Origin of the sequence: Enterococcus sp. DIV1726a (assembly GCF_051710985.1) — a bacterium.
Lineage (GTDB): Bacteria > Bacillota > Bacilli > Lactobacillales > Enterococcaceae > Enterococcus_B > Enterococcus_B hirae.
Window position 1 is genome coordinate 1,077,486 of the sequence record NZ_JBIOLS010000001.1, and the last position, 23,372, is coordinate 1,100,857.

General features: G+C 36.6%; 18 protein-coding genes and 1 pseudogene. 11 read left to right on the top strand and 8 right to left on the bottom strand.

Features of this window, described 5'->3' with window-relative positions:
- The first annotated feature begins 9 nt into the window (after nucleotides 1–9).
- The 3 genes from hslU to IGJ27_RS04915 all read left to right on the top strand — a co-directional run bounded on the left by hslU (nucleotide 10) and on the right by IGJ27_RS04915 (nucleotide 3,295).
- Nucleotides 10–1,410 (top strand): ATP-dependent protease ATPase subunit HslU, encoded by a 1,401-nt coding sequence (gene hslU / locus IGJ27_RS04905; RefSeq protein ID WP_438791692.1) that lies wholly within the window; start codon nucleotides 10–12, stop codon nucleotides 1,408–1,410.
- Between the two features lie 15 nt (nucleotides 1,411–1,425).
- On the top strand, nucleotides 1,426–2,217 hold the full coding sequence (gene codY / locus IGJ27_RS04910; RefSeq protein ID WP_010719459.1) for a GTP-sensing pleiotropic transcriptional regulator CodY: 792 nt from the start codon (nucleotides 1,426–1,428) through the stop codon (nucleotides 2,215–2,217).
- Between the two features lie 202 nt (nucleotides 2,218–2,419).
- Nucleotides 2,420–3,295, top strand: coding sequence for an aldose 1-epimerase family protein (locus IGJ27_RS04915; protein ID WP_034700304.1), 876 nt, complete (start codon nucleotides 2,420–2,422; stop codon nucleotides 3,293–3,295).
- 163 nt (nucleotides 3,296–3,458) lie between these two features.
- On the opposite strand, the gene plsY is transcribed toward IGJ27_RS04915, so the two are convergent.
- Nucleotides 3,459–4,097 (bottom strand): glycerol-3-phosphate 1-O-acyltransferase PlsY, encoded by a 639-nt coding sequence (plsY, locus tag IGJ27_RS04920; RefSeq protein ID WP_010719457.1) that lies wholly within the window; start codon nucleotides 4,095–4,097, stop codon nucleotides 3,459–3,461.
- 103 nt (nucleotides 4,098–4,200) lie between these two features.
- Here plsY and IGJ27_RS04925 point away from each other — a divergent pair, with 103 nt between their 5' ends.
- The 5 genes from IGJ27_RS04925 to pflA all read left to right on the top strand — a co-directional run bounded on the left by IGJ27_RS04925 (nucleotide 4,201) and on the right by pflA (nucleotide 12,746).
- Nucleotides 4,201–4,635, top strand: coding sequence for a CoA-binding protein (locus IGJ27_RS04925; RefSeq protein WP_010719456.1), 435 nt, complete (start codon nucleotides 4,201–4,203; stop codon nucleotides 4,633–4,635).
- 199 nt (nucleotides 4,636–4,834) lie between these two features.
- Nucleotides 4,835–6,859, top strand: coding sequence for a DNA topoisomerase IV subunit B (parE, locus tag IGJ27_RS04930; protein WP_010737383.1), 2,025 nt, complete (start codon nucleotides 4,835–4,837; stop codon nucleotides 6,857–6,859).
- Between the two features lie 11 nt (nucleotides 6,860–6,870).
- Entirely contained in the window at nucleotides 6,871–9,321 is a 2,451-nt protein-coding gene (gene parC / locus IGJ27_RS04935) for a DNA topoisomerase IV subunit A (RefSeq protein WP_010719454.1), read from the top strand.
- A 274-nt stretch (nucleotides 9,322–9,595) separates the two neighbouring features.
- Complete coding sequence (gene pflB, locus IGJ27_RS04940; RefSeq protein WP_010719453.1) at nucleotides 9,596–11,827, top strand: formate C-acetyltransferase; 2,232 nt, start codon at nucleotides 9,596–9,598, stop codon at nucleotides 11,825–11,827.
- A 151-nt stretch (nucleotides 11,828–11,978) separates the two neighbouring features.
- Nucleotides 11,979–12,746: a pyruvate formate-lyase-activating protein gene (gene pflA / locus IGJ27_RS04945; protein ID WP_010737384.1), complete on the top strand. Its 768-nt coding sequence runs from the start codon at nucleotides 11,979–11,981 to the stop codon at nucleotides 12,744–12,746.
- Nucleotides 12,747–12,813: 67 nt separating this feature from the next.
- On the opposite strand, the pseudogene IGJ27_RS04950 reads toward pflA, so the two are convergent.
- Nucleotides 12,814–13,010: pseudogene (locus IGJ27_RS04950) on the bottom strand (ISL3 family transposase); the annotation flags it as partial.
- Nucleotides 13,011–13,243: 233 nt separating this feature from the next.
- Here IGJ27_RS04950 and IGJ27_RS04955 point away from each other — a divergent pair.
- Nucleotides 13,244–13,702, top strand: a complete 459-nt coding sequence (locus IGJ27_RS04955; RefSeq protein ID WP_178306041.1) for an LMxysn_1693 family intestinal colonization protein — start codon at nucleotides 13,244–13,246, stop codon at nucleotides 13,700–13,702.
- A gap of 7 nt (nucleotides 13,703–13,709) precedes the next feature.
- Nucleotides 13,710–14,276, top strand: a complete 567-nt coding sequence (locus IGJ27_RS04960; protein WP_178306040.1) for a CPBP family intramembrane glutamic endopeptidase — start codon at nucleotides 13,710–13,712, stop codon at nucleotides 14,274–14,276.
- 228 nt (nucleotides 14,277–14,504) lie between these two features.
- Here the strand turns inward: IGJ27_RS04960 and IGJ27_RS04965 are convergent, their stop codons facing one another.
- Together IGJ27_RS04965 and IGJ27_RS04970 are read right to left on the bottom strand one after the other, a co-directional pair.
- Nucleotides 14,505–14,732, bottom strand: coding sequence for a hypothetical protein (locus IGJ27_RS04965; protein WP_034700313.1), 228 nt, complete (start codon nucleotides 14,730–14,732; stop codon nucleotides 14,505–14,507).
- Nucleotides 14,733–14,741: 9 nt separating this feature from the next.
- Nucleotides 14,742–15,509 (bottom strand): DeoR/GlpR family DNA-binding transcription regulator, encoded by a 768-nt coding sequence (locus IGJ27_RS04970; protein ID WP_010737385.1) that lies wholly within the window; start codon nucleotides 15,507–15,509, stop codon nucleotides 14,742–14,744.
- A 465-nt stretch (nucleotides 15,510–15,974) separates the two neighbouring features.
- Between IGJ27_RS04970 and IGJ27_RS04975 the strand changes: the two genes are divergently transcribed.
- Nucleotides 15,975–18,209: a helix-turn-helix domain-containing protein gene (locus tag IGJ27_RS04975; protein WP_178306039.1), complete on the top strand. Its 2,235-nt coding sequence runs from the start codon at nucleotides 15,975–15,977 to the stop codon at nucleotides 18,207–18,209.
- 275 nt (nucleotides 18,210–18,484) lie between these two features.
- Here the strand turns inward: IGJ27_RS04975 and IGJ27_RS04980 are convergent, their stop codons facing one another.
- The 4 genes from IGJ27_RS04980 to IGJ27_RS04995 form a co-directional block, all read right to left on the bottom strand.
- On the bottom strand, nucleotides 18,485–19,789 hold the full coding sequence (locus IGJ27_RS04980; protein WP_053766425.1) for an alpha-L-fucosidase: 1,305 nt from the start codon (nucleotides 19,787–19,789) through the stop codon (nucleotides 18,485–18,487).
- Nucleotides 19,790–19,799: 10 nt separating this feature from the next.
- Entirely contained in the window at nucleotides 19,800–20,285 is a 486-nt protein-coding gene (locus tag IGJ27_RS04985) for a hypothetical protein (protein ID WP_178306038.1), read from the bottom strand.
- A gap of 15 nt (nucleotides 20,286–20,300) precedes the next feature.
- A complete protein-coding gene (locus tag IGJ27_RS04990; protein ID WP_178306037.1) occupies nucleotides 20,301–22,169 on the bottom strand; it encodes a beta-N-acetylhexosaminidase in 1,869 nt (622 codons plus the stop codon).
- Between the two features lie 422 nt (nucleotides 22,170–22,591).
- Entirely contained in the window at nucleotides 22,592–23,236 is a 645-nt protein-coding gene (locus tag IGJ27_RS04995) for a DUF624 domain-containing protein (protein ID WP_178306036.1), read from the bottom strand.
- Nucleotides 23,237–23,372 lie beyond the last annotated feature (136 nt).

Genomic DNA, 23,372 nt, shown 5'->3' on the forward strand with positions numbered 1-23,372 from the left:
TGAAGAAGAATGTATGAATTAAAACAAACACCAAGACAAATCGTTAATGAATTAGATCAATATATCATTGGACAACAAGCAGCTAAAAAATCAGTTGCGGTCGCTTTGCGCAATCGCTATCGCCGTTTACAATTAGATGAAAAAATGCAACAAGACATCACACCTAAAAATATGTTGATGATCGGACCAACAGGGGTAGGGAAAACAGAGATCGCTCGTCGATTGGCGAAAATCGTCAACGCTCCTTTCGTGAAAGTAGAAGCAACGAAATTTACAGAAGTAGGTTATGTTGGTCGAGATGTGGAGTCGATGGTTCGTGATCTAGTAGAAAATGCGATCCAGATCGTTGAAAAAGAACAATATAGCCGTGTATATACTGAAGCTAAGAAAAGAGCAGAAAAACGCCTAGTAAAAGTGCTGGTTCCTGGGATTAAAAAAGAACAAAAACAAACAGGAAATCAATTTGAACAAATGATGAACATGTTCAATGTTGCGCAACAAAATACAGCAGAACCGCAAGAAGAAGTGACTGAAGAAATCCGTGTCAATCGGAAAACGGTTCTAGAACAATTACAAAAAGGTTTACTTGATAACCGTCAAGTAACAATCGAAATAGAAGAACAAAAGAAACCAGCTCCGATGATGAACAATGGTTTGGAACAGATGGGCATTGATTTAAATGAAACATTAGGGGCGCTAACACCGAAGAAAAAGGTTGAGCGCACGTTAGCAGTAAAAGATGCACTTGAACTGTTGATCAAAGAAGAATCAAGTAAACTAGTCAAAGATGCTGACATCCATAGTGAAGCCATTCAATTAGCACAATCAAGCGGGATCATTTTTATTGATGAAATCGATAAAATCACTTCAAAATCACAACAATCTGGTGAAGTATCACGTGAAGGCGTCCAAAGAGATATCCTGCCAATCGTTGAAGGTTCACAAGTGAACACGAAGTATGGAGTTATCCAAACGGATCACGTCTTATTTATTGCTTCTGGTGCCTTCCATTTATCAAAACCAAGTGATTTGATTCCAGAATTGCAAGGACGTTTTCCAATACGTGTAGAATTAGATGATTTAACTGCAGATGAATTTATTAAAATCTTGACTGAACCAAACAATGCACTAATCAAACAATACGTAGCATTAATTGGTACAGAAAATGTTTCAGTTATCTTTACGAAAGAAGCAATTGAGAAAATCGCTCAAATCGCTTATGATGTGAACCGCGATACAGACAATATCGGAGCTAGACGTTTGCACACGATCTTAGAAAAATTGTTAGAAGACTTATTGTTTGAAGCACCTGACATGCAAATGGGAGAAATCACGATTACGGAAGCATATGTAGAAGAAAAATTAGGTTCGATTGTAGCAAATGAAGATTTAAGTCGTTTTATTTTATAAAATCGGAGGAAGAAAATGACGGATTTATTAACAAAAACCCGCAATATCAACAAATTATTACAACAAAAAAATACTTTCGATCTGCGAGCTGATTTACCTTATGATAAAATGGCTGTGACATTAGGTGCTATTTTAGATAGTAACGTCTATATCATCAGCAGTGAAGGAGTCTTATTAGGCTATGATGAACGTCATGATGTCAACAATGAACGGATAAAAATGATGTTTGTTGAAAAGCAATTTCCCGATTCTTATACTGATACAGTTGATCAATTGAACAAAACGGAAGCCAATATTCCGATCAGTAGTGAAATGACTGCTTTTCCTTTTGAAGCAAGAGAAAAATACCCATTTGGTTTGACGACAGTAGTCCCTATTTTTGGTGCTGGCGAGCGGTTAGGAACCATTATTTTATCAAGGATGGAACAAGCCTTTACCGATGAAGACCTAGTGTTGGCTGAATATGGTGCGACGGTAGTCGGTATGCAGATCCTTTATCAAAAATCACGTAGTATTGAAGCGGATGTCAGAAGTGCAACAGCTGTCCAAATGGCGATCAATACTTTGTCTTACAGCGAATTGAAGGCAGTTCAAGCGATTTTCGATGCCTTAGAAGGCGATGAAGGACGTTTAACAGCATCCAATATTGCGGATAAAATTGGGATCACTCGCTCAGTGATCGTCAATGCATTACGTAAATTAGAGTCAGCTGGGATCATTGAATCACGCTCCCTTGGGATGAAAGGGACGTATTTAAAAGTTCTAAATTCCAGATTCAAAGAAGAATTAACAAAACACAGTTACTAAAAATCTATGACCGATTGATTAGATGAATCTATTCAGTAGGAACGAAGTAAACAAAAAGAGTCTCCTTTAGGTTTTCTTTTCGCTGAAACACACGAGTAATGCCAAGGATGATTCGGATACTTCTTGTTGGAAAAAATAAGAATAGCTTAGGACCTGAGACTAGCTATCTCAGGTCCTAAGATTTAACGGTGGAGGAATTATAATGACTGTAATCATTCAAAATGATCAATTGATTGCTGAAATTGCTGAACATGGAGCAGAATTGGTCAGTTTAAAATCAAAGGATAATAATCTTGAGTATATTTGGCAAGCTGATCCAGCGTATTGGGGAAGACATGCGCCCGTTTTATTTCCATTTGTTGGAAGATTAAAGGATGACCAATACACGTACCAAGGAAAGACTTATTCAATGGGGCAACATGGCTTTGCGAGAGATATGGATTTTGAAGTAATCGAACATGGTCAAGAATTAGCCAGCTTTTTGTTAAGAAGCACACCCGAGACCAAAAAAAATTATCCTTTTGATTTTGAATTAGTGATTTCTTATGAATTAGGCGGAGATGGGATCACCGTTCATTATCAAGTGGCTAATACTGGAGAAGAAGAAATGTTCTTTTCGATTGGGGGTCACCCAGCCTTTAATGTTCCTCTGGAAGAAGGATTGACTTTTGATGATTTTTATCTTGCGTTTTCACCTAAAAAATCACGTTTGCGTTTACCTTTAAGTGGGCCATATATCGATATGGAACAAAAAACACTTGGGCAAACAAATACCAACCTTGCATTAGTACACGATCTTTTTGAAAATGATGCACTAGTATTTGAAACGAAAGGATTGAACGCTTATGCCATCCGTAGTGAAAAATCTAGCCACAGTGTGACATTGAGTTATAAAGATATGCCATATGTTGGGATTTGGTCACCTTATCCAAAAGAAGCGCCTTTTGTTTGTATCGAACCTTGGTGTGGTATCGCAGATACAGTAAACAGCTCGGGAGAATTGATGGAAAAAGCTGGAATCAATCAACTAGGCGCACATGAAATTTTTCAAACAAAATATTCGATTACGGTAAAATAGTGGTTATCCTAAAGTTGTTTGATTTCAATTAATCAGAGGAAATCAGGTATAATGATTCATGTTCCCTTTATTTTGCTAATCGTTTCTTTTCGCTTCTTAACGAATCAATCATTTAAAAGCTAAAAAAACAGTTGGCTGATTAGTCAACTGTTTTTCTCTCAGGTCAATTTTTTTTCTTACTACTATTCAATCCGAAGGGGATACGACTTTCTGTATGGTTTTTGATTCGTAGGATATTCTCTTTATGGCGATAGAAAATAAAGGCAGAAACTAAAAATGCAATGATCGTCAATAGCCAGTTTTGCTTAGGTAAGATACCAGGTGCGATGTAAGGAAGGATAATCGTTGATAAAGTGATCAAAGTTGCACTGATCATACTTGTTAAACTTACCATACTAGTACAAAAGAGCGTAACAACGAAGATGATACTGGAATAGATAAAAAATAGAGGATTGAATCCAAGTAACATTCCAGCACTTGTTGCAACTGCTTTGCCTCCTTTGAAGCCAGCGAAAATAGGGAACGTATGACCTAAGATCGCACAAACACCAAACCATAGGGGATTAATGGTTGTAACGTGGAAAATAACTGGTAAGCAAGTTGCCAAGGTTCCTTTCAAGATATCCATGAACAACACAATTGTACCTGCTGTTTTTCCTAAAACTCTAAAAGTATTGGTGGTGCCAGTATTTCCGCTGCCATGTTGGCGGATATCTTTTTTGAAAAATAATTTACCTATCCAAACCCCCGAAGGAATCGAGCCTAGAAGATAGGCAAGTACCAATAATAAAATTAATTTCATTGTTCTACCTCTTTCAATTTGAAACTAATGTTTATTTTAGCATGAATAAAGTACGTGAACAATTGGAAATACTTGAAAGAGTGAAGGAAAGGGAGTATTATTTATGTCATTTGAAAATCCAACACAAGAAAAAATCTTCGATTATTTAAAAACAGCAAAAACGATTGCAATTGTTGGTTTGAGTAATAAGGAAGAACGAACAAGTTATCAAATTGCTCGATTTCTGCAAGAACGGGGATATCGTATCATTCCGGTGAACCCATTATTAGCAGGAGAGATCATTTTAGGCGAAAAGGTCTATGCGTCGCTACAGGAAATCCAAGAACCGATCGATATCGTGGATATTTTTCGGCGTAGTGAATTTTTGCCAGAGGTAGCTGCTGACTTTTTACAGACTCAAGCAAAAGTATTTTGGGCGCAATTAGGTATTGCAAATGAAGAAGCAGCAAACAAGCTTCAATCAGCAAATCGCAAAGACATCGTCATGGATCGTTGTATAAAAATCGAGTGGAACAATATGAACGAAAAAGATAACTAAATGTTTGCATTTTAAATAACGTGAAATATTTAATCGACAAGACAAAAGCGAACAATAGAATAAAAAAGATGGTATTCTCAAAGGTTAGTTAGTAATTAAGTTTTAATTCTTTCCTAACCTCTTTTTTTTCATGCGTATTTCTAGTATGATTATCGTGATGCGGTTTTAACCGTAAAGTATTATTGAAGGAGCGTTTGCCTTGGCAAAAAAAGTAAAGAACGAATATAATGATGCATCGATCCAGGTTCTTGAAGGATTAGAGGCAGTTAGAAAACGACCAGGAATGTATATCGGGTCAACGGATAGCCGGGGCTTACATCATTTAGTCTATGAGATCGTTGACAATGCGGTTGATGAAGCTTTATCTGGATATGGAAATGAAATTGATGTAACCATTCATGAAGACAATAGTATCACTGTGACAGATAGCGGTCGTGGTATGCCAGTTGGGATGCATGCTTCTGGTATCCCCACAGTTGAAGTGATTTTTACTGTACTACATGCCGGCGGAAAGTTCGGTCAAGGAGGATACAAGACCTCAGGGGGACTACACGGTGTCGGAGCAAGTGTGGTCAATGCTTTATCAAAATGGTTGGTTGTTACAATCGTCCGTGATGGGATTGAATACCAACAAAAATTCAGCAATGGTGGTAAGCCTGATGGTACACTGAAAAAAATCGGGAAAACCAAGAAATCCAATGGAACGACAGTTCATTTCTTACCAGATGACACGATCTTTTCCACTACTAAATTTTCTTATGATATTTTATCTGAACGTTTGCGAGAATCAGCTTTTCTTTTAAGAGGAGTAAAAATCACACTTTCTGATCTGCGTGGTGAAGAACCAATCAAGGAAGTTTTTCACTACGAAGAAGGAATCAAAGAATTTGTTGACTACCTAAACGAAGAAAAAGATACGTTGACACCAGTTGTTTATTTTTCTGGTGAAAAAGACGGTATCGAAGTCGAAGTTGCTTACCAATATAATGATGGATATTCAGAAAACGTGTTGTCATTTGTGAATAATGTCCGAACGAAAGATGGAGGCACCCATGAAGTCGGTATGAAGTCAGCGATGACGAAAGCCTACAATGAATATGCCCGAAAAGTAGGCTTGCTGAAGGAACGAGATAAGAATCTCGAAGGTAGTGATTTTAGAGAAGGTTTAGCAGCTGTTCTCTCCATTCGAGTACCTGAGAATCTCTTACAATTTGAAGGACAAACAAAAGAAAAATTGGGTACACCAATTGCCCGTACGGCAGTAGATAATGTCATTGGAGAACAAATGGGCTTTTATTTACAAGAAAACAGTGAAATGAGCCAAATGTTAGTGCGAAAAGCAATCAAAGCCCGAGAAGCACGTGAAGCTGCCCGAAAAGCTCGAGAAGAAAGCCGTAATGGGAAAAAACGTAAAAAAGGTGAATCATTACTCTCAGGAAAACTGACACCTGCTCAATCACGAAATCCGAAAAAGAATGAATTATACCTCGTGGAGGGAGACTCTGCTGGTGGTTCAGCAAAACAAGGAAGAGACCGTAAATTCCAAGCCATCTTGCCTCTTCGTGGGAAAGTGATCAACACTGAAAAAGCAAAAATGCAAGACATCTTGAAAAACGAAGAAATCAATACGATGATCTATACGATCGGTTCAGGTGTTGGACCTGAGTTTTCAATTGAAGATTGCAATTATGACAAAATTATTATCATGACCGATGCGGATACCGATGGTGCGCATATTCAAGTGTTATTACTGACGTTCTTTTATCGTTACATGAAACCATTGATTGAAGCAGGAAAAGTGTATATCGCATTACCACCGCTTTATAAGGTTTCTAAAGGTCAAGGAAAAAAACAAGTGGTCGAATATGCTTGGACAGATGATGAATTAGCAGCGACCATCAAAAAAATTGGTAAAGGCTATATGTTGCAACGCTATAAAGGTCTTGGAGAAATGAATGCAGAACAATTGTGGGAAACTACCATGGACCCAGCCTCTCGAACGTTGATTCGCGTGAGGATAGATGATGCTGCTCAAGCGGAACGTCGCGTGACGACATTAATGGGGGACAAAGTTGAACCTCGCCGAAAATGGATCGAAAATCATGTGCAATTCACGTTAGAAGAAGATGGTAGTATCTTAGATAAAAAAGAAGATATTGAAAATACAGCTACGTCCAATGAATTGTTCGATGAAGAGAAACAATCTGAATTAGTAGAAGAATAGGAGGTCACCTAATGGAAGAACGTCAAGAAGTCCAAGAACTAACCCTAGAAGAAGTGATGGGTGACCGCTTTGGACGTTACTCAAAATATATTATTCAAGAAAGAGCATTGCCAGACATCCGAGATGGATTGAAACCCGTTCAAAGACGAATTTTATTTGCGATGAATAAAGATGGCAATACTTTTGATAAAGGATTCCGTAAATCTGCCAAATCTGTCGGAAATATCATGGGGAATTATCATCCTCATGGGGACAGTAGTATTTATGAAGCCATGGTTCGGATGAGTCAGGATTGGAAGCTAAGAGAAGTACTTATAGAGATGCACGGAAATAACGGTAGTATGGATGGTGACCCACCAGCTGCTATGCGTTATACAGAAGCACGGCTCTCCCAATTAAGTGGTGAAATGTTGGCAGATATTGAAAAAAATACGGTTGATCTTGTATGGAACTTTGATGATACTGAAAAAGAACCAACTGTGTTGCCAGCGAGATATCCAAACCTATTAGTCAATGGTTCAACGGGAATTTCCGCTGGTTATGCTACGGAGATCCCTACCCATAACTTAGCAGAAGTCATTGATGGTACGATTTACCTCATTGATCATCCCCAAGCGAGTTTAGAGAAACTAATGGATTATATCCCTGGTCCTGATTTTCCTACTGGGGGAATCTTGCAAGGAAAAGCAGAGATCAAAAAAGCTTATGAAACTGGACGTGGAAAAGTCATTCTGCGATCAAAGACTAAAATTGAAGCGATTAAAGGGAACAAGCAACAAATCGTGATTTCCGAGATCCCTTATGAAGTAAATAAAGCCACATTAGTGAAGAAAATGGATGAAATCCGTTTAAATAAAAAAATCGATGGCATTGCAGAAGTTAGAGATGAAAGTGACCGCACTGGATTACAGATCGTGGTTGAATTGAAAAAAGATGCTAACGCACAAGGTATCCTCAATTACCTGTTTAAAAATACTGAACTACAAATCAATTACAACTTCAATATGGTAGCTATTGATCATATGACACCGCATCAAGTGGGGTTAAAAGATATTTTAAGTAGTTATATTGATCATCGAAAACAAGTGATCACGAAACGAAGTCAATTTGATTTAGAAAAAGCACAAAAGCGCCAGCATATCGTAGAAGGTTTAATGAAAGCTTTGTCGATCTTGGATGAAGTCATTGCCACGATCCGAGAAAGTAAAGATAAGAAAAACGCGAAGCAAAATTTAGTCGAAGTTTTTCAGTTTACGGAAGAACAAGCTGAAGCAATCGTGACGTTGCAACTATATCGTCTAACAAATACGGATATTACGGAATTACGTAAAGAATCAGAAAGCTTAATAGCACAAATCACTGAATTGAACAAAATTCTATCTAATGATAAAGAATTATTCTCGGTCATGAAGAAAGAACTTCGTGAGGTCAAGAAAAAGTATGCTAATGCACGTTTAACGACAATTGAAGACGAAATCGAAGAAATCAAAATTGATACAAAAGTGTTAGTAGCACAAGAAGATGTGATTGTCAGCGTAACGAAGGAAGGTTATGTGAAACGGACTAGTCTACGTTCATATAGTGCTTCTAAACCAGAGGAAATCGGCATGAGAGAAGGGGACTATCTCTTGTATTCTGGTGAACTAAATACCTTGGATCATGTGTTGTTGATCACCAATAAGGCAAATGTCATTTATCGTCCTGTCCATGAATTGCCAGATTTAAAATGGAAAGATGCTGGAGAACATATTTCACAAACGATTGTCAATCTTTCGGTTGATGAATCGATTCTAGCTGTTTTTCCATACAAAAAAATCGAAGCAGAAAAAACATTGGTCTTCATCAGTAAAAATGGCTGGGTAAAACAAACTCGAATGACTGAATTTGAACCATGGCGTACTTATAAGAGTCGTCCGTTAAGTGGCATGAAACTCAAAAGTGACGATGATGAATTAGTTGCGTCTTACTTGGTAGAAGGTCAAACGGATTTAGATCTCTTTTTAGTCACCTACCAAGGGATGGGGTTACGATATCCATTAGAAGAAGTACCTGTGGTAGGAGCAAAAGCTGCTGGCGTTCGTTCAATCAACCTCAAAGACGAAGATACTGTCGTTAACGGGTTACTCGTTTTGACAGAAGGAGATACGCCAATCATCATCGTCACTCAACGTGGTGCGGTAAAACGGATGCTTGCGCAAGAAATTAGTCAAACCTCTCGAGCAAAACGTGGTGTTACAGTTCTACGTGAACTAAAGAAAAACCCACATCGAGTTATTCATATGTCTGAAGGAAACGCCAAAGAAATAATGATCATTAATCAAAAAGGTCAAGAGCTAATGATTGACCCAACGGATTATCCGATTGGCGATCGAACGTCTAATGGCTCATTTGCAGTTGACGAGAAAAAAGGCGGCGAAGTGATCAAAGTCATTGAGCCACCTGAAGTAGCCATTACCGATTAACTGTTATAGTTTTTTTGGAAGAAGGTAGATCTGTTTTAATACAGAACTACCTTCTTTTTTCTGATTATTAAAAAATTATAAATATTAAGATAAAAAAATATGAAAGTGTTCACAATTGCTAAAGCTTGGTATATTAGCGTTTGTTGATATAAGTGAATAAAAACGCCATCTTTTGTTAAATAAAAAACAAGAAAACCCTTGCAAAGATGCTCGTCTGTGTTATACTAATCACGTAAAAACTGTTACATAAAACAGATAACGGGAGGTCCATACAATGGAGCAATGGAATGGATTTAAAGGAACGAAATGGAAAGAAGGCGTAGATACAAGAGACTTCATCCAAAATAACTACACTGAATACCGTGGAGACGACAGCTTTTTAGAAAAACCAACTGAAGCAACAGAAAAGCTTTGGGCAGAATTACAAAAACTAAATGATATTCAATTTGAACGCAATGGCGTTTATGACATGGACACAGAAATCGTTTCAACGATTACCTCACATGATGCAGGTTATTTAGACAAAGATCTTGAAAAAATCGTTGGTTTACAAACAGATAAACCATTGAAACAAGCATTTATGCCATTTGGTGGTATCAATATGGCTAACAATGCATTAACAAGTAATGGTTACACACCTAATGATGAGTTGACACATATCTTTAGCGATTGGCGTAAAACACATAACCAAGGTGTATTTGATGCCTACACAGCTGAAATGCGTGCAGCACGTAAAAACAAAATCATTACAGGCCTTCCAGATGCTTATGGACGTGGACGAATCATTGGTGACTACCGTCGTATCGCATTGTATGGTATTGACTATTTGATGGAACAAAAGAAAAAAGACCATGATATGACAGGTTTCCATACAATGGATGAAGAAGTCATTCGTCTTCGTGAAGAAATCACAGAACAATATCGTGCTTTAGCACAAATGAAAGAAATGGCAGCAAAATATGGCTATGATATCTCTAAACCAGCTGCTAATGCAAAAGAAGCAGTACAATGGTTATACTTCGGTTATTTAGCAGCAATCAAATCACAAAATGGTGCAGCAATGTCAATCGGACGTATCTCTGCTTTCTTAGATATCTATATCCAACGTGACTTAGATAATGGCGTGATCACCGAACAAGAAGCACAAGAATTGATCGATCACTTAGTCATGAAATTGCGTATGGTGAAATTTGCCCGTACACCAGAATACAATCAATTATTCTCAGGATTCCCAATCTGGGCGACTCTTTCAATCGCTGGAATGGGCTTAGATGGACGCTCATTAGTAACTAAGAATGATTTCCGTCTATTGCACACATTGACTAACATGGGTCCTTCTCCTGAACCAAACTTAACAGTTTTATATTCAGAACATTTACCAGAAGGCTTCAGAACTTATGCAAGTAAAATTGCAATCGAAAGCTCATCTATCCAATTTGAAAATGACAATCTTCTTCGTGAACAATGGGGTTCAGATGATTGCGCTATTGCATGTTGTGTATCTGGAACAGTTGTTGGAAAAGACATGCAGTTCTTCGGTGCTCGTGCGAACTTAGCAAAAGCATTATTATACGCAATCAACGGTGGGGTTGATGAAGTAACTGGTGCCCAAGTTGCTCCTGAGTATCGTCCAATCACAGCTGATGTATTAGACTTTGAAGAAGTAAAACACAAATTTATGAATGTGATGGACTGGTTAGCTGAGTTATATGTGAATACATTAAACATCATCCATTATATGCATGATAAATATTCTTATGAAGCAGCTCAACTGGCATTGATGGATTCAGATTTGAAACGTACATTTGCAACAGGGATTGCTGGAATCTCTCATGCAGCGGATAGCTTGTCAGCAATCAAATATGCAGATGTGAAACCAATCCGTAACGAAAAAGGAATTGCCGTTGATTTCGAAGTAACTGGCGACTTCCCTAAATACGGAAATGACGATGATGCAGCAGATGAGTTAGCAGAATGGATCTTAGAATACTTTATGACACAAATCAAACGTCATAAAACTTACCGTAACTCCACACCAACAACGTCATTATTAACAATCACATCAAACGTGGTTTATGGTAAAAACACTGGTAACACACCTGATGGACGTGAAGCAGGTAAACCTCTTGCTCCTGGGGCAAACCCAAGTTACAATGCAGAACAAAATGGATTGTTGGCAAGTCTTAACTCAACTGCTAAAATCAATTATGGTTATGCACGTGACGGGATCTCTAATACGCAAACGATCAATCCTTCCGGTCTTGGAAAAGATGAAGAAACACGTATCGGCAACTTGCGTAATGTATTAGATGGTTACTTCTCTAAGGGAGCGTACCATTTGAACGTCAATGTATTTAGTAATGATCTATTACGTGACGCTATGGAAAATCCAATGAAATACCCTAACTTGACGATCCGTGTCTCAGGTTATGCTGTTAAATTCCGTGATCTAACGAGAGAACAACAATTAGACGTATTGATGAGAACATCACACGATAGAATGTAAAGCGGAATAAATAATACGATCTATCATTAAAAAGAACGATTGAAAAAGGTTGAGGGCAAGGCGGAGGTCTTTGCCCTCGTCTTTTCCTAGCAATCGGTTGATTCAAGTGTCTTTTGAAATAAAATGAAATCAAAGAAAAGAAGTGATCCTTATGGAAGAAAAAACAATTGGCTATGTTCATTCGATCGAAACGTTTGGTTCTGTAGATGGACCAGGCGTTAGATTCGTCGTTTTTATGCAAGGTTGTCGCATGCGTTGTGAATTTTGTCATAATCCTGATACATGGAATATAGGCGGAGGAAAAGAATATACGGCGGATGAACTATTAGACCAAGCAGAGCGCTATCGTTCCTATTGGGGTTCAGAAGGCGGTATCACTGTTAGTGGAGGCGAACCTTTATTACAGATCGATTTTTTGATCGAACTGTTCAAGAAAGCGAAAGAGCGTGGTATGCATACTACGCTAGATACTTGTGGGAAGCCTTTCACGCGTGACGAACCATTCTTTTCTCGTTTTCAAGAATTGATGAAGTATACTGAATTGTTACTGTTTGATATCAAACACATCGACAACGAAGAGCATAAAAAGTTAACACGTTGGGATAATGAAAATATTCTGGAGATGGCGCAATATCTTTCTGAGATCAATAAGCCAGTGTGGATCAGACACGTATTAGTTCCTGAACGCAGTGACTATGATGAATACTTGATTCGGCTAGATGACTTTATCAAGACATTGAACAATGTAGCTAAAGTAGAGATTCTACCTTACCATACGATGGGGAAATATAAGTGGGAAACACTTGGCTTAGATTATCCACTAGAAGGTATTGAACCGCCAACAAAAGAAAGAGTCGAGAATGCCAAACGACTACTTCACACAGAAGACTATCGAGGATATCTCAGCAATAAGAACTGAGTAGCTGTGTAAAATCAAATCTGGGTCAGAATGAATCTCATTCTGTCTCAGATTTTTTTCATTTACTTTAATTAATTGATTTAAATCTGTAAGTTACTCGTTTGGTTGTCTTTTCATGAGGATTCTTCGCTTCTATTTTCCCATTAGAGTACGGAGAAATCAGCGCATTGGTGTTCCCATCTTCATAGTACAGAAGGTTTGAAGCTTCACTCGAAAGCTTTCATCTTGCGTTTCTGGAATTTCTTTTAACAATGAACAAAAAAGAAAAAAGAGACATCACGTATGAACAAGCTTTTACAGGATTCTTTGAGGTAAATTAGTTAAAATTACAAATAGTTAACTAATATATGGGTGGTTTATCCTATTTTTTATTGGTTATATCGTAAAATTAAATAACAAAATTTATTTAGAATGAATATTGACAACCTTAAATTTTTCTATTATTCTAAAAACACAGAAAACGTTTTCTTAATCTATTGTTACTGGGAGAGAACACCATGAAAAAGCATTTATTTAAAACAATGTTATTATCAACGTCCATTTTGACTTTAGGTTCTGCCATTATGCCTAGCGTTGGAGTATTAGCTAGTGAGCATAATATTTCTAATATAGCTGCTTATTCTGATGATGACTATTATTACGTATTAGATGAATCTACTATTCAAACGAGAACTTGGTCAAAACCTCAAAACTGGTCAATCAAGAAAGGAACTCGAACTTATTTAGGTGTAGAAACTCATACGCGTGGTACAAAATTATCCGTTAGTGCTAATATTTTTGGAATGAAAATCGAATTAAATAGAACTACTTCTGCAAGTGGAAAATTTAAAAAATATCGTCAAAATGCAACAATAACCGTAACCTATAAAGTTTATAGGAAAGTTGATAATCGTTATGTTCGTACAGAAAATGCAACAGCAAACACACAGTATATTGATTATATTCCTATTGGATAGTGATTGAATGGTTAAATGGTTATTTTGTAGTACGTACTTACTCCTAACTTTTATTATTCCTTCGCTTGGTGTACCCTCGAATATTTATTTTTTATTTGAGCATAGTAGTATCTTCTTTTTCATTTTGTCAATCGTTTTATTTTATTCTACTTTAATCCAAGAATTGAAAAAAATCAGTATAACAAAACTTTTAAGAGTTGTTATTTCTTCATTTCTCATACTATTTATTATTAATTTGATTAATACACCAATTTCAAAAAGTTTAAGCCCGAGTGATTTAAAAAATTCACTCTCTTTCTTCTTTTTTAGCGCAATTACTTATGGCGTAATTTTAGAAGAAATAGTTTTTCGCTTCTGTATGATTAACCTTCAAACTAATAAAAAAAGTCAGTATATAATAATGCTAATTTCTGCTTTTTTATTTGCACTTGTCCATGGATTCGGTTTAGTGATTTTCTTAAGTGGAATTCTTTTAGGATTTGTCTATATAAAAACACAAAACATTTGGTATTCCATAATAACGCATAGTTTATATAATTGTTTTGCTATATTGGTTTATTTATTTTTAACTTAATTATTACAAAAAGTGTTTAGCAAATGCGACTCTTTATCAATAAGAACTGAGTAGCTGTGTAAAATCAAATCTGGGTCAGAATGAATCTCATTCTGTCTCAGATTTTTTGTTTCGCACAAAGCGCACGAAAATGTGACTGAAGAATCCTCCAGTCACATAAATGATAGAGCCAATTAAGCAATGGTCTCAATGCTGTATGTTCATTTTTTAGCGATACCAAAACACTTTTTATAGCGGATTGTCTTGTTCGATGATCTGTGAATTTAGGTTAATCCATAATAGCTTGATGTAGGTGTGCTGTTTCTTTTGATGAAGCAAATAAGTGCTGTTTGAGTCACCTGCTTTTTGAGAAGAAAAAGGGTGAGTAACAAGGGCGTTTGTTTGGCTGGTTGCAAAAGTTCTATCAACAAGTTGGACAATGAGAAATATTGGATGCTCCAATCGTTTTTTGTCCATTTATATTTCTCATTCAGTGGGATACACCAAGTGAATGTCATTTTTTTCAATGATTCTATGATAAATCTTAGGCGGTTTTTTATTGGTAACAATCGCATCATAATCATAATAATCACCTATCTTGAAAAAATGAGTAGAGTCAAATTTCGTTTCGTCAGCCAATAAAACAATCTCTTGTGCTTTATTCATCATTTCTTTTTTGATTTGTGCTTGATTGAAGTTTGCTTCATAAATCCCTTCATGGTCGAGCCCCCGGCAAGATAAAAAGGCAGCATTGAAACGAAAGGAACTGGTAATGGGATCAAGTGTATTTGAAATAACTGTACTAGCATTAAGTTTGACTTCACCGCCAGTCAAATAAATTTTTAAAGATTCGTTCTGACATTCACTTAACTTTAAAGCTGTACGCAAACCATTGGTAATGATAATTAAGTTAGGTATCTTAACAAGTAGTGGAATAAGGTGTAGAACCGTACTGCTGGAATCTAAAAAAATACACATACCTGGTGCAATAAAATCTCGTGCTAATTCACTGATGATCTTTTTTTCCGGGATATTACTGGCTTCTCTTTGAAGATAAGTATATTCCATGTTTGTCGTTTCGTTCAAGATCGCTCCGCCCCAAGTTCTACGGATCAATTTTCGTTTTTCTAGCTCAAGTAATTCTCTGCGAAGTGTACTTATACTACAGTGAAGGTGAGTACAAAGTTCTTTGGAAGTTGCTTGTTTCTTTTTTACCAAATAGCTTAAAAGATCGCTTGTACGTCTAGTCTCCATTTTTTTCTCCAAGTTTTTCTTTTATTATAGCGCTTTCTTTTTGCGAATAAAATGCTTTTGAATAAAAATGAATGAGTTGAACAAAAATCTTGCTAATTTTTGAACAATGATCAAAATTTTAAGCAAGGATTTCCTTTGTTTGGAAAACGCTTTATAATCGAGGCATACATACGTTGGAATAAAAGGAAACGATGGAAGAATAACAGATAAAAATTAGATTTGTGATATATGTAAATAAAATGTGGCTGCAAAAAGCTGGGTTGTCAGGATAATGAAAATGGTTCTATGAAGTTGATGGATCAGCTTTTTTAGGTATCTTCATCGGGATTAGCAACCTGTAGATATCTATTCATTGACCAGTTCGGATGGAATTGTGAGGAGTAATTATAGAAATGAAAAGTTGCTATTTGTAACTAAAGCCCTAGATAACACGACAGGATTAGCTAAAGAATCAAGGAGGGACATATGGTACGAGAAGTTGCTACTAACGGGAAAAATAAACAGCACAGACAGCTTTCTAAGTCGATTTTATCTTATCTTTTTGTCTTTCTAGTGCCATTTTTTATGGTATCGTTAATTTGGTTTCATACGGCTAAAGAAAGCATTAATCAGCAAGTTGTTTTGACAGCCAAAAATCAGTTACTCCAATTGAAGTACTCATCTGAAAATAAGTTTTTGCAATTGGATAATATCACTCAACACATTCCTTATAACACCAATCTTTCACCTGGAAGGCTTTCCCATAGTTATTATGCTCGTGAAGGACAACTTAGCTTGCAACAATATAAGCTAAGTAATGATTTTGTTGAGGAAATTTATCTTTACTACAAAGAAAACCCAAATACATTGTTTTCATCTGCCGGTAGCTTGACAGTGGACAATTTTTTGCAACGAAAAATCAATAATCATTCGCTTGATAAAAAAGAGCTGCTTTCACATCTTGATAACGATATTCCAACTGGACTAACCCTGAAAAAAGAACCTAATTCCACACAACTTTTTTATATTGTTCCAATTAAAGATGCAGAAATGCATTTTTATGGCGCAGCAATCTATTCAATCAATATTTCGATTTTGAATAAGCTGTTGAATCTTTCCAATAGTGATGGTATCAGTACCAACTATCTGATTGATGACTCGTATCGTATTCTAGCAGCAGATACCAGTAATAACAAACTAACGGCGCATTTGCATCAGCCGAAGCAAATTCAAATGATCTTGCAACAGGACAATTTTTACTACAACCATCGAAACTATCTTGTCCAGTCTTTGAATAGCAGGGATTTGAATATGTCATTTGTTTCTGTAATGGATCCATCACAAGCTTTGACAAAGATCAATACCATCCACCAAAAGTTTTTAAAACTTTTTTTTGTGATATTTGTGTTTGGTCTAGTGCTTGTAGTGATTATAGGTACTCGTTTTTCACAGCCGATCCGCAACATTGAAAAATTGATTGATCAATATTATCGAAATAAAATCGGTGTAGCTGTTTCCAACGGGAATGTCTATGAAACGTTGGCGCAATTTTTGAACGAACATGAAGAGCTACATAAAGAAATTAAACGACAGACTCCCCATGCGAGAGAACAGGTCCTTAGAAAAATTTTAGGAGGGAAATTTAAGTCTCCAGAAGATTCATTAGTTCTACTGAACTCTGTCCAAGTACATTTTACCGGTACTTGCTATTTTGTCGTCGTAGTTGATTATCCTATCCAGAGCATTGACGACACAGCTAATGAGTTACCGCTGAAAGTAAGTGGAAAGAACTTTTCGGGATATGGTACAGAGATCCTATCTGCAGGAGTGACCGCCTATATCTTTAGTACCTATGAAAACACTAGTCACAAGAAAGTTGTAATAGAGATGATTCAGCAACTAAAAAAAGCGTGTTACGGTACTTTTAGGATAGGAGTAGGAAATAGTACTGAAAACCTTACGAAGATCAATGCTTCTTATATTGAAGGTTTGGCCGCATTAGACTATTCAACAGTAGAAAATAACTTTGTTTTCTATAATGAAATTCCAAGTGAAGAGTCTTCAACTAGCATTAATTACCCAGATGGAGAAAAACTGAAATTGATTCAAAGTCTGCGTCAAGGAGACTTAACGATTGCTGCGGAAACGATTGAATCGTTGATTGAGCGGGGGATTAAAGAACATTTTTCTTATAGTGGACAAAAAATGTATGGTTTTTATCTATTAAATGCAGTTGCTAAAGTAAGTAGTAATTTGCAAAATAAAACAATTTTGAAAAAAGCAGAAAGAAGTGCTAAGTTTAGTAATTTACTCGAATTGAAGCAACAACTATTAATGCTCGCAAAAATGATCTGTGAGGTTATGCAAGTTAAGCCACAAAATCAAGAGTCTGTGCTGAAAAAAGAATTGTTCGAATATCTTCACAAAAACTATGCTTCTTCCCAATTATCTATGGAAAAGTTGGCAGATGAATTTCAACTTTCAGTTTCCTATCTTAGCCGTTTTATCAAAAAAGAAACAGGTACTACTTTTTCAAAATATCTGCAAGAATTGCGGCTAGAAAAAATCAAGCAAGACTTAATAGAAACTGATTTGCCAATAAAAACGATTATTCAAAAGAATGGATATTATGATGTTTCAAACTATACGAGAAAATTCAGGACGAACGTTGGTGTGACTCCAGGTCAATACCGAACAATGAATAGAGAAGGAACTTTATAAGCAATAAATAGGAGTAAACTAAGGGGGGCATCGAACTGGAGCAGGACGAAGAAGTCATTTTATTTCCAGTTTTGAGCTTCTTACAAAAAAACAAGAGCAAATAATTGTAAAAGACTGAAATAACTACCCAAATTGTTGCTTTTTCAGCATACAAATTGGGTAGTTATTCAAATGTTTTACGATATTTCTCACTAAAAGTATGTTTTTACAAGCTTTCGATGCCAGTATTTTTTGTGAATCGACGAAGGAAGTATCATCTGCTTTATATTTGCTCTTTAATCGTCTTTCAAGGTAATTTCAATTACTGGGATCAGCACATCAGGCTTGATGATTGGCAAGGTGATGACAAGATCTTCTGGAGCAATGACTGCTTCTGTAGAAGTAATCACTTCGTCCGGATCAAATCCTCGATAAAAAATTTCCGAGCCATCATTGAGCAGACGAATAAACTCAACTTTACCTGCTAATCCTTTAAGATGAAGGTTGCGGTAAGGATAAGAAAAGAGATGCAGATAAAGCTTGTTTCCATTTTGTGTATATCGGCAATCGTCAGGAGCTTCAAAGGCGCTATATGAACAACCAATGACAGATGCTTTGTGAAGGGTCATCCAATCCCCGATAGCATGAAGCCGTTCCAACGTTTTCGTATCAATCATTCCTCGTGGATTAGGACCAATATTCATCAAGAAATTCCCATTTTTTGAAACGGTATCAATCAGCATTTTCAAAAGCATCTCACTACTTTTCCATTCCATATTGTCACGGTCATACCCCCAAGTGCCATACATTGTCTGACAGGCTTCCCAGATAACAGGCATGCCGTTTTTCTCTAATGGTTTATCAGGTTGAAACTGTTCTGGAGTAGTGATGCCATGGCCTAAATCAAGCCGATCATTCAATAGGAGATGGGGTTGCAGTTCTAAGCAGAGCTTTTCTAGTGCTTCGCTATCCCAATCAATGTGCCCTTTTCCTTTTGACCAACCCCAATCGCGGTGGCTGTAAGAAAAATCGAACCATAAATAATCGATTTTTCCATATTCTGTCAGTAGTTCTTTGACTTGTTCGCGAAGATAGCGTTGATAAATCTTGATATCTCTTTCGGAATTTTTTTCTCGCAGTTTCTGGTTCTCTCTTTCAGGATGCAGTCCGTCCAGTGGGAAATGTTCATGGCGCCAATCGATCAGTGAATGGTATAACCCGATTTTGATCCCGACTTTGCGAAAAGCCGGGAGTAGCTCTGCCAGAAGATCTCGTCCAAAAGCAGTATTGGTGATTTTGTAATCAGTTTGTTTCGTATCCCATAAGGCAAAGCCTTCATGATGTTTTGTCGTGAACACCATGTATTTCACCCCACAGCGAGCGGCTTCTTTTGCCCAAGCATCTGCATCAAACAAATCAGGGTTAAAATGCTGAAAATATTTTTTTGAATATTCCTCTAAAGAGACTTGTTCTGTGGTCATAAACCATTCGTGTCTAGCTCCCACACTGAACAAGCCAAAATGGATAAACAAACCAAAACGATCATGGATAAACCAGTTAGGATCAGGATAGTCGGTGGGCCAATTATTGAATTTTTTCATATGAACACTCCTAATTTAAAAATTGTGTATTTGTCATTGTTGTTTCTTTGATTTTCCATTCATTCTCTTCAAAAATAAAGGTGTGATATGCCGTTGTGATATGATCTCGATATGCCTTCTTCCCATGATTCACTGTTTTTTGTTCTGCCACTACTAACATCGATTGAGGTGCTTGTTTGATTACTTCGAAAGAAAGCAGTTCATGACTGACATCATAGTCTTTAAAAAATTGCTGCATTTCTTTTGCGGTAGCTTTATGTGCATCTTTGACTAGTGTTGCTAAATAGTCGTTCAGATTTTTATCCGTTGCAGCCTTTAAATTTTGTTGCAAAAGCTGATGGCAGATGTTCGCAGTTCTTTGATTATTGATTTTCCCAGTGATTTTAGTAGATGTCTGTTTTGCTTCGACACGAGGCACGTTTCTGACAAGCTGAGAAGCAGCAGTGACCAACAAAAAAATACTCAGAATGACCAAAAAAAGAGTTCTCTTTTTCATTTTTTATCCCTGCCTTTAGATATCTGATAGTTTACTAGCACTATAAATTCCATGGAACAAGTTTCGCCCGACACCGCTTGCTGTTTTGAAAGGAGCATCGAAGGGTAAAGGCGTTTGCTCAAGCTCAGGCAATTGCTTGATTTCTCCTGTTAAAAATTTATTCAGTCGCCAAATGGTTGTTTCTATCCGACTTTTTAAGGCACCGTAACGAAGATCGATAATTTCATAGCCAAAGGGTTTATTCCATTCAAACCATAGCTGGCGATGGAGGTGTTGCAACTCATTGATCTTTTTGGTGAGAACTTCCAGTTCGTGAAGGATTAGTTGTAACTGGTCATTCCTTTTTGATTGGTAGGATCGATAAGAGCGACCGATCAAATTTGTTTTTACAAAAAGGACTTGTGCTAATTTCTGATAAAAAGTAAACATCGTTTGTGTGTCCTCATTAGCTGTTACGCTAGATAGTTTCTCACTTAAGTCCTTATAATGCGAAGGAAGTTCTAAATTTTGCAGATCAACATCGTAAAGACCGTATAATAGATCTTGATAAAGTGCCAACTTACTACTATTTGATCCATCAGGGTTATTTTTTGCTACACCTTTCGTCTGATCAAAAGCATCTAGCAGTAAAAAATCATCAGCCTCAAGATGGTGGAAGAGACGGAAACGTTCTTTAATCAGTTCCATGCTTACTTCAGGAGCAAATTGTTCCTCGCTGAATTGTTGTAATCCTAACAAACTTGCGATGATCGGTGTTTCAGCACTATCATCGCCCCATAAAGTAGCATAAACTTCGTTGATTTTTTCCTCTTTTGCGACAGAAAGACTAGCACTGGTCGTTTCAAACGATTTTCCATAATTTGGTGCAAGACCATTCCACGTCCAGATACCGCCCGCAAAAACGATCGGTCGTTGCAATTTTTTATGATTTGAAAAATGCAATTGGTACTCTTCTTTTGAATGATGGTAATAATCCCAATAAACCATACTAATTTCAGGAATCTTTGTAATCAAATCTTCTGGGAAATGTACGTCTTTATCGTAATAGTCTCCTGACTTTGAACCGATTCTAAAAAACATATCGCTCCACATCATGGGCTGTAACTGATAGTTCCTGCAGATTTCCATTACTTTTTTCAGATGCTTTTCCATAATATCAAAGCGATCGATCAAACCATGCTGGGTTAAATAATGACCACGTCCCAGATCATGAGCTTCGTCCATCCCGATATGAATTTTTGACGTTTTAAAAGCGGCTGCGATCACAGAAATTGCACGATCTAAAAATTGATATGTTTTTTCCTCTTCCACAAGGAGAATATCACTTGTATCTCTCATGCCATTGGCAAATCCCCATTTTAGCGGATTAGTTAAATGAGCCAGCGTTTGAATACAAGGAATCAGCTCGATCCCTACCGTCTCTGCAAAAGCATCCAACGCCTTTAATTCCTCAAGAGAATAAGCACCACGACAATAACCAAAATAAGGATAATCAGGGATTTGATACGTATCTTCCATATAAAGCATGCAGCTATTTAATCCCATCTTGCTACAAAGAACAAAAAAGTGTTTCAGCTGATCAACAGTCATCACAGCATTTCTAGAAAGATCTACCATGGGCCCAATTTTTTCAAATTGCGGAAACTCTTCATAAACAAATTCTTCTTCACAGCGATCTAACCAGAGTGACAGCGCTCGAAAAAGATGGGCTTTTTCCTGAAAATAGATAAACGTTTCGTTTTCTTTATTTTCAATTTTTAATGAACCGTTGCGCTGAATCAGTTGGAGTGGTTTTCCATTATCTGAAATAGTTAACGCTAATTCGTTTGTCGCAATTTCAAAAAAATCACGCATGACATCTGTAAGTTCGATTGAAACTTGCATAATAACCTCCTTTAAGTAATCGTTTTCATTTTCAGTATATAGCACTTGTAAAAAAAGAAAATAACTAGCTTGAAAGTACATAATCTGTTTATTTGACATAGTGAAAGTTGATGAATATACATAGCCAATCAGCTTCTGGAAAATAATAAATGAAAGAAAAAACGAAAGGGATAAGTAACAGGTAGTAGCCTTAGCAAAAATTGAAAAAAGGCTTGAGTCAACGATTGGCAGAAGGTTCCCTTTGATGGCGACAATTATGAATAAGGAGTGAAACAGACATTTGACTTTTACCTAAAGGGCTGACGAATCGCATTGTAGATTGTAAGTTAAAAAAAGAGCTATTATTGAGGTTTCCTTGTAAAAACTCCTCGCAGTTCTGTTACAGCTTTTAGCTGTTTGTTTGATTTAAGGTTTGTTTTTTGTTATTGCGTTAACGTACGATTTTTTTCTTCAATTTTAATCATTGATTGCAAAGAGAACCAACTTAATGGCAAACAGAATAAAGGCACAAAAGCCACGATTGTCAAAATTGGGAAAAAGGTAGAGACAGCCGTCACGACAAAGATCCCCAGAATAATCGCTACGGTTTCAATCAAGCTACACAAAGATAGAAATAATGCTTGTTTGAAATATTGTGTGAATGACAAATCATAACGTAAAAATACTGGGAATAAATAAAGAATGACTATGACAGTTGTGATAAATAATAATAAGATCCCCATATGAATGAAAGGGTTTTGTAAATACACAGCTGCAATTCTCAGATCCATCCATAGAAATCCTAGTAACATGCCAGCAGCATAGCCTAGTTGATTTGTTGAAATAAACAGATTATTGAAGCTTGTTTGAAAATCTGAATATAAGACTTGAGGAATTTGTTTTTCTTCAAATAAATGATAGAAAAATTTGAGAACGGTAACACTTGCGGGAAAAGTTCCTAGTAGAATACAACCTTTTAATACCGATAAAAACCAAAATACTTGGAGCTTGATGAGAAAAAGCAAGAATTTTCCTAAAGAATAGGTGAAATCAAAAATAGAATGTGGTGATCGTTTATGTTGATTCATAGCTAAAACCTCCTTGTATTAGTCATACAGCTCTTTTTATTATAGTAAGGTTTATTTATGTTTTCTATCAGTATGCGATTATTACATAGCTTTTTCTACTTTTACATAGTTACTTTCCGACTAAGAGATAAGATAT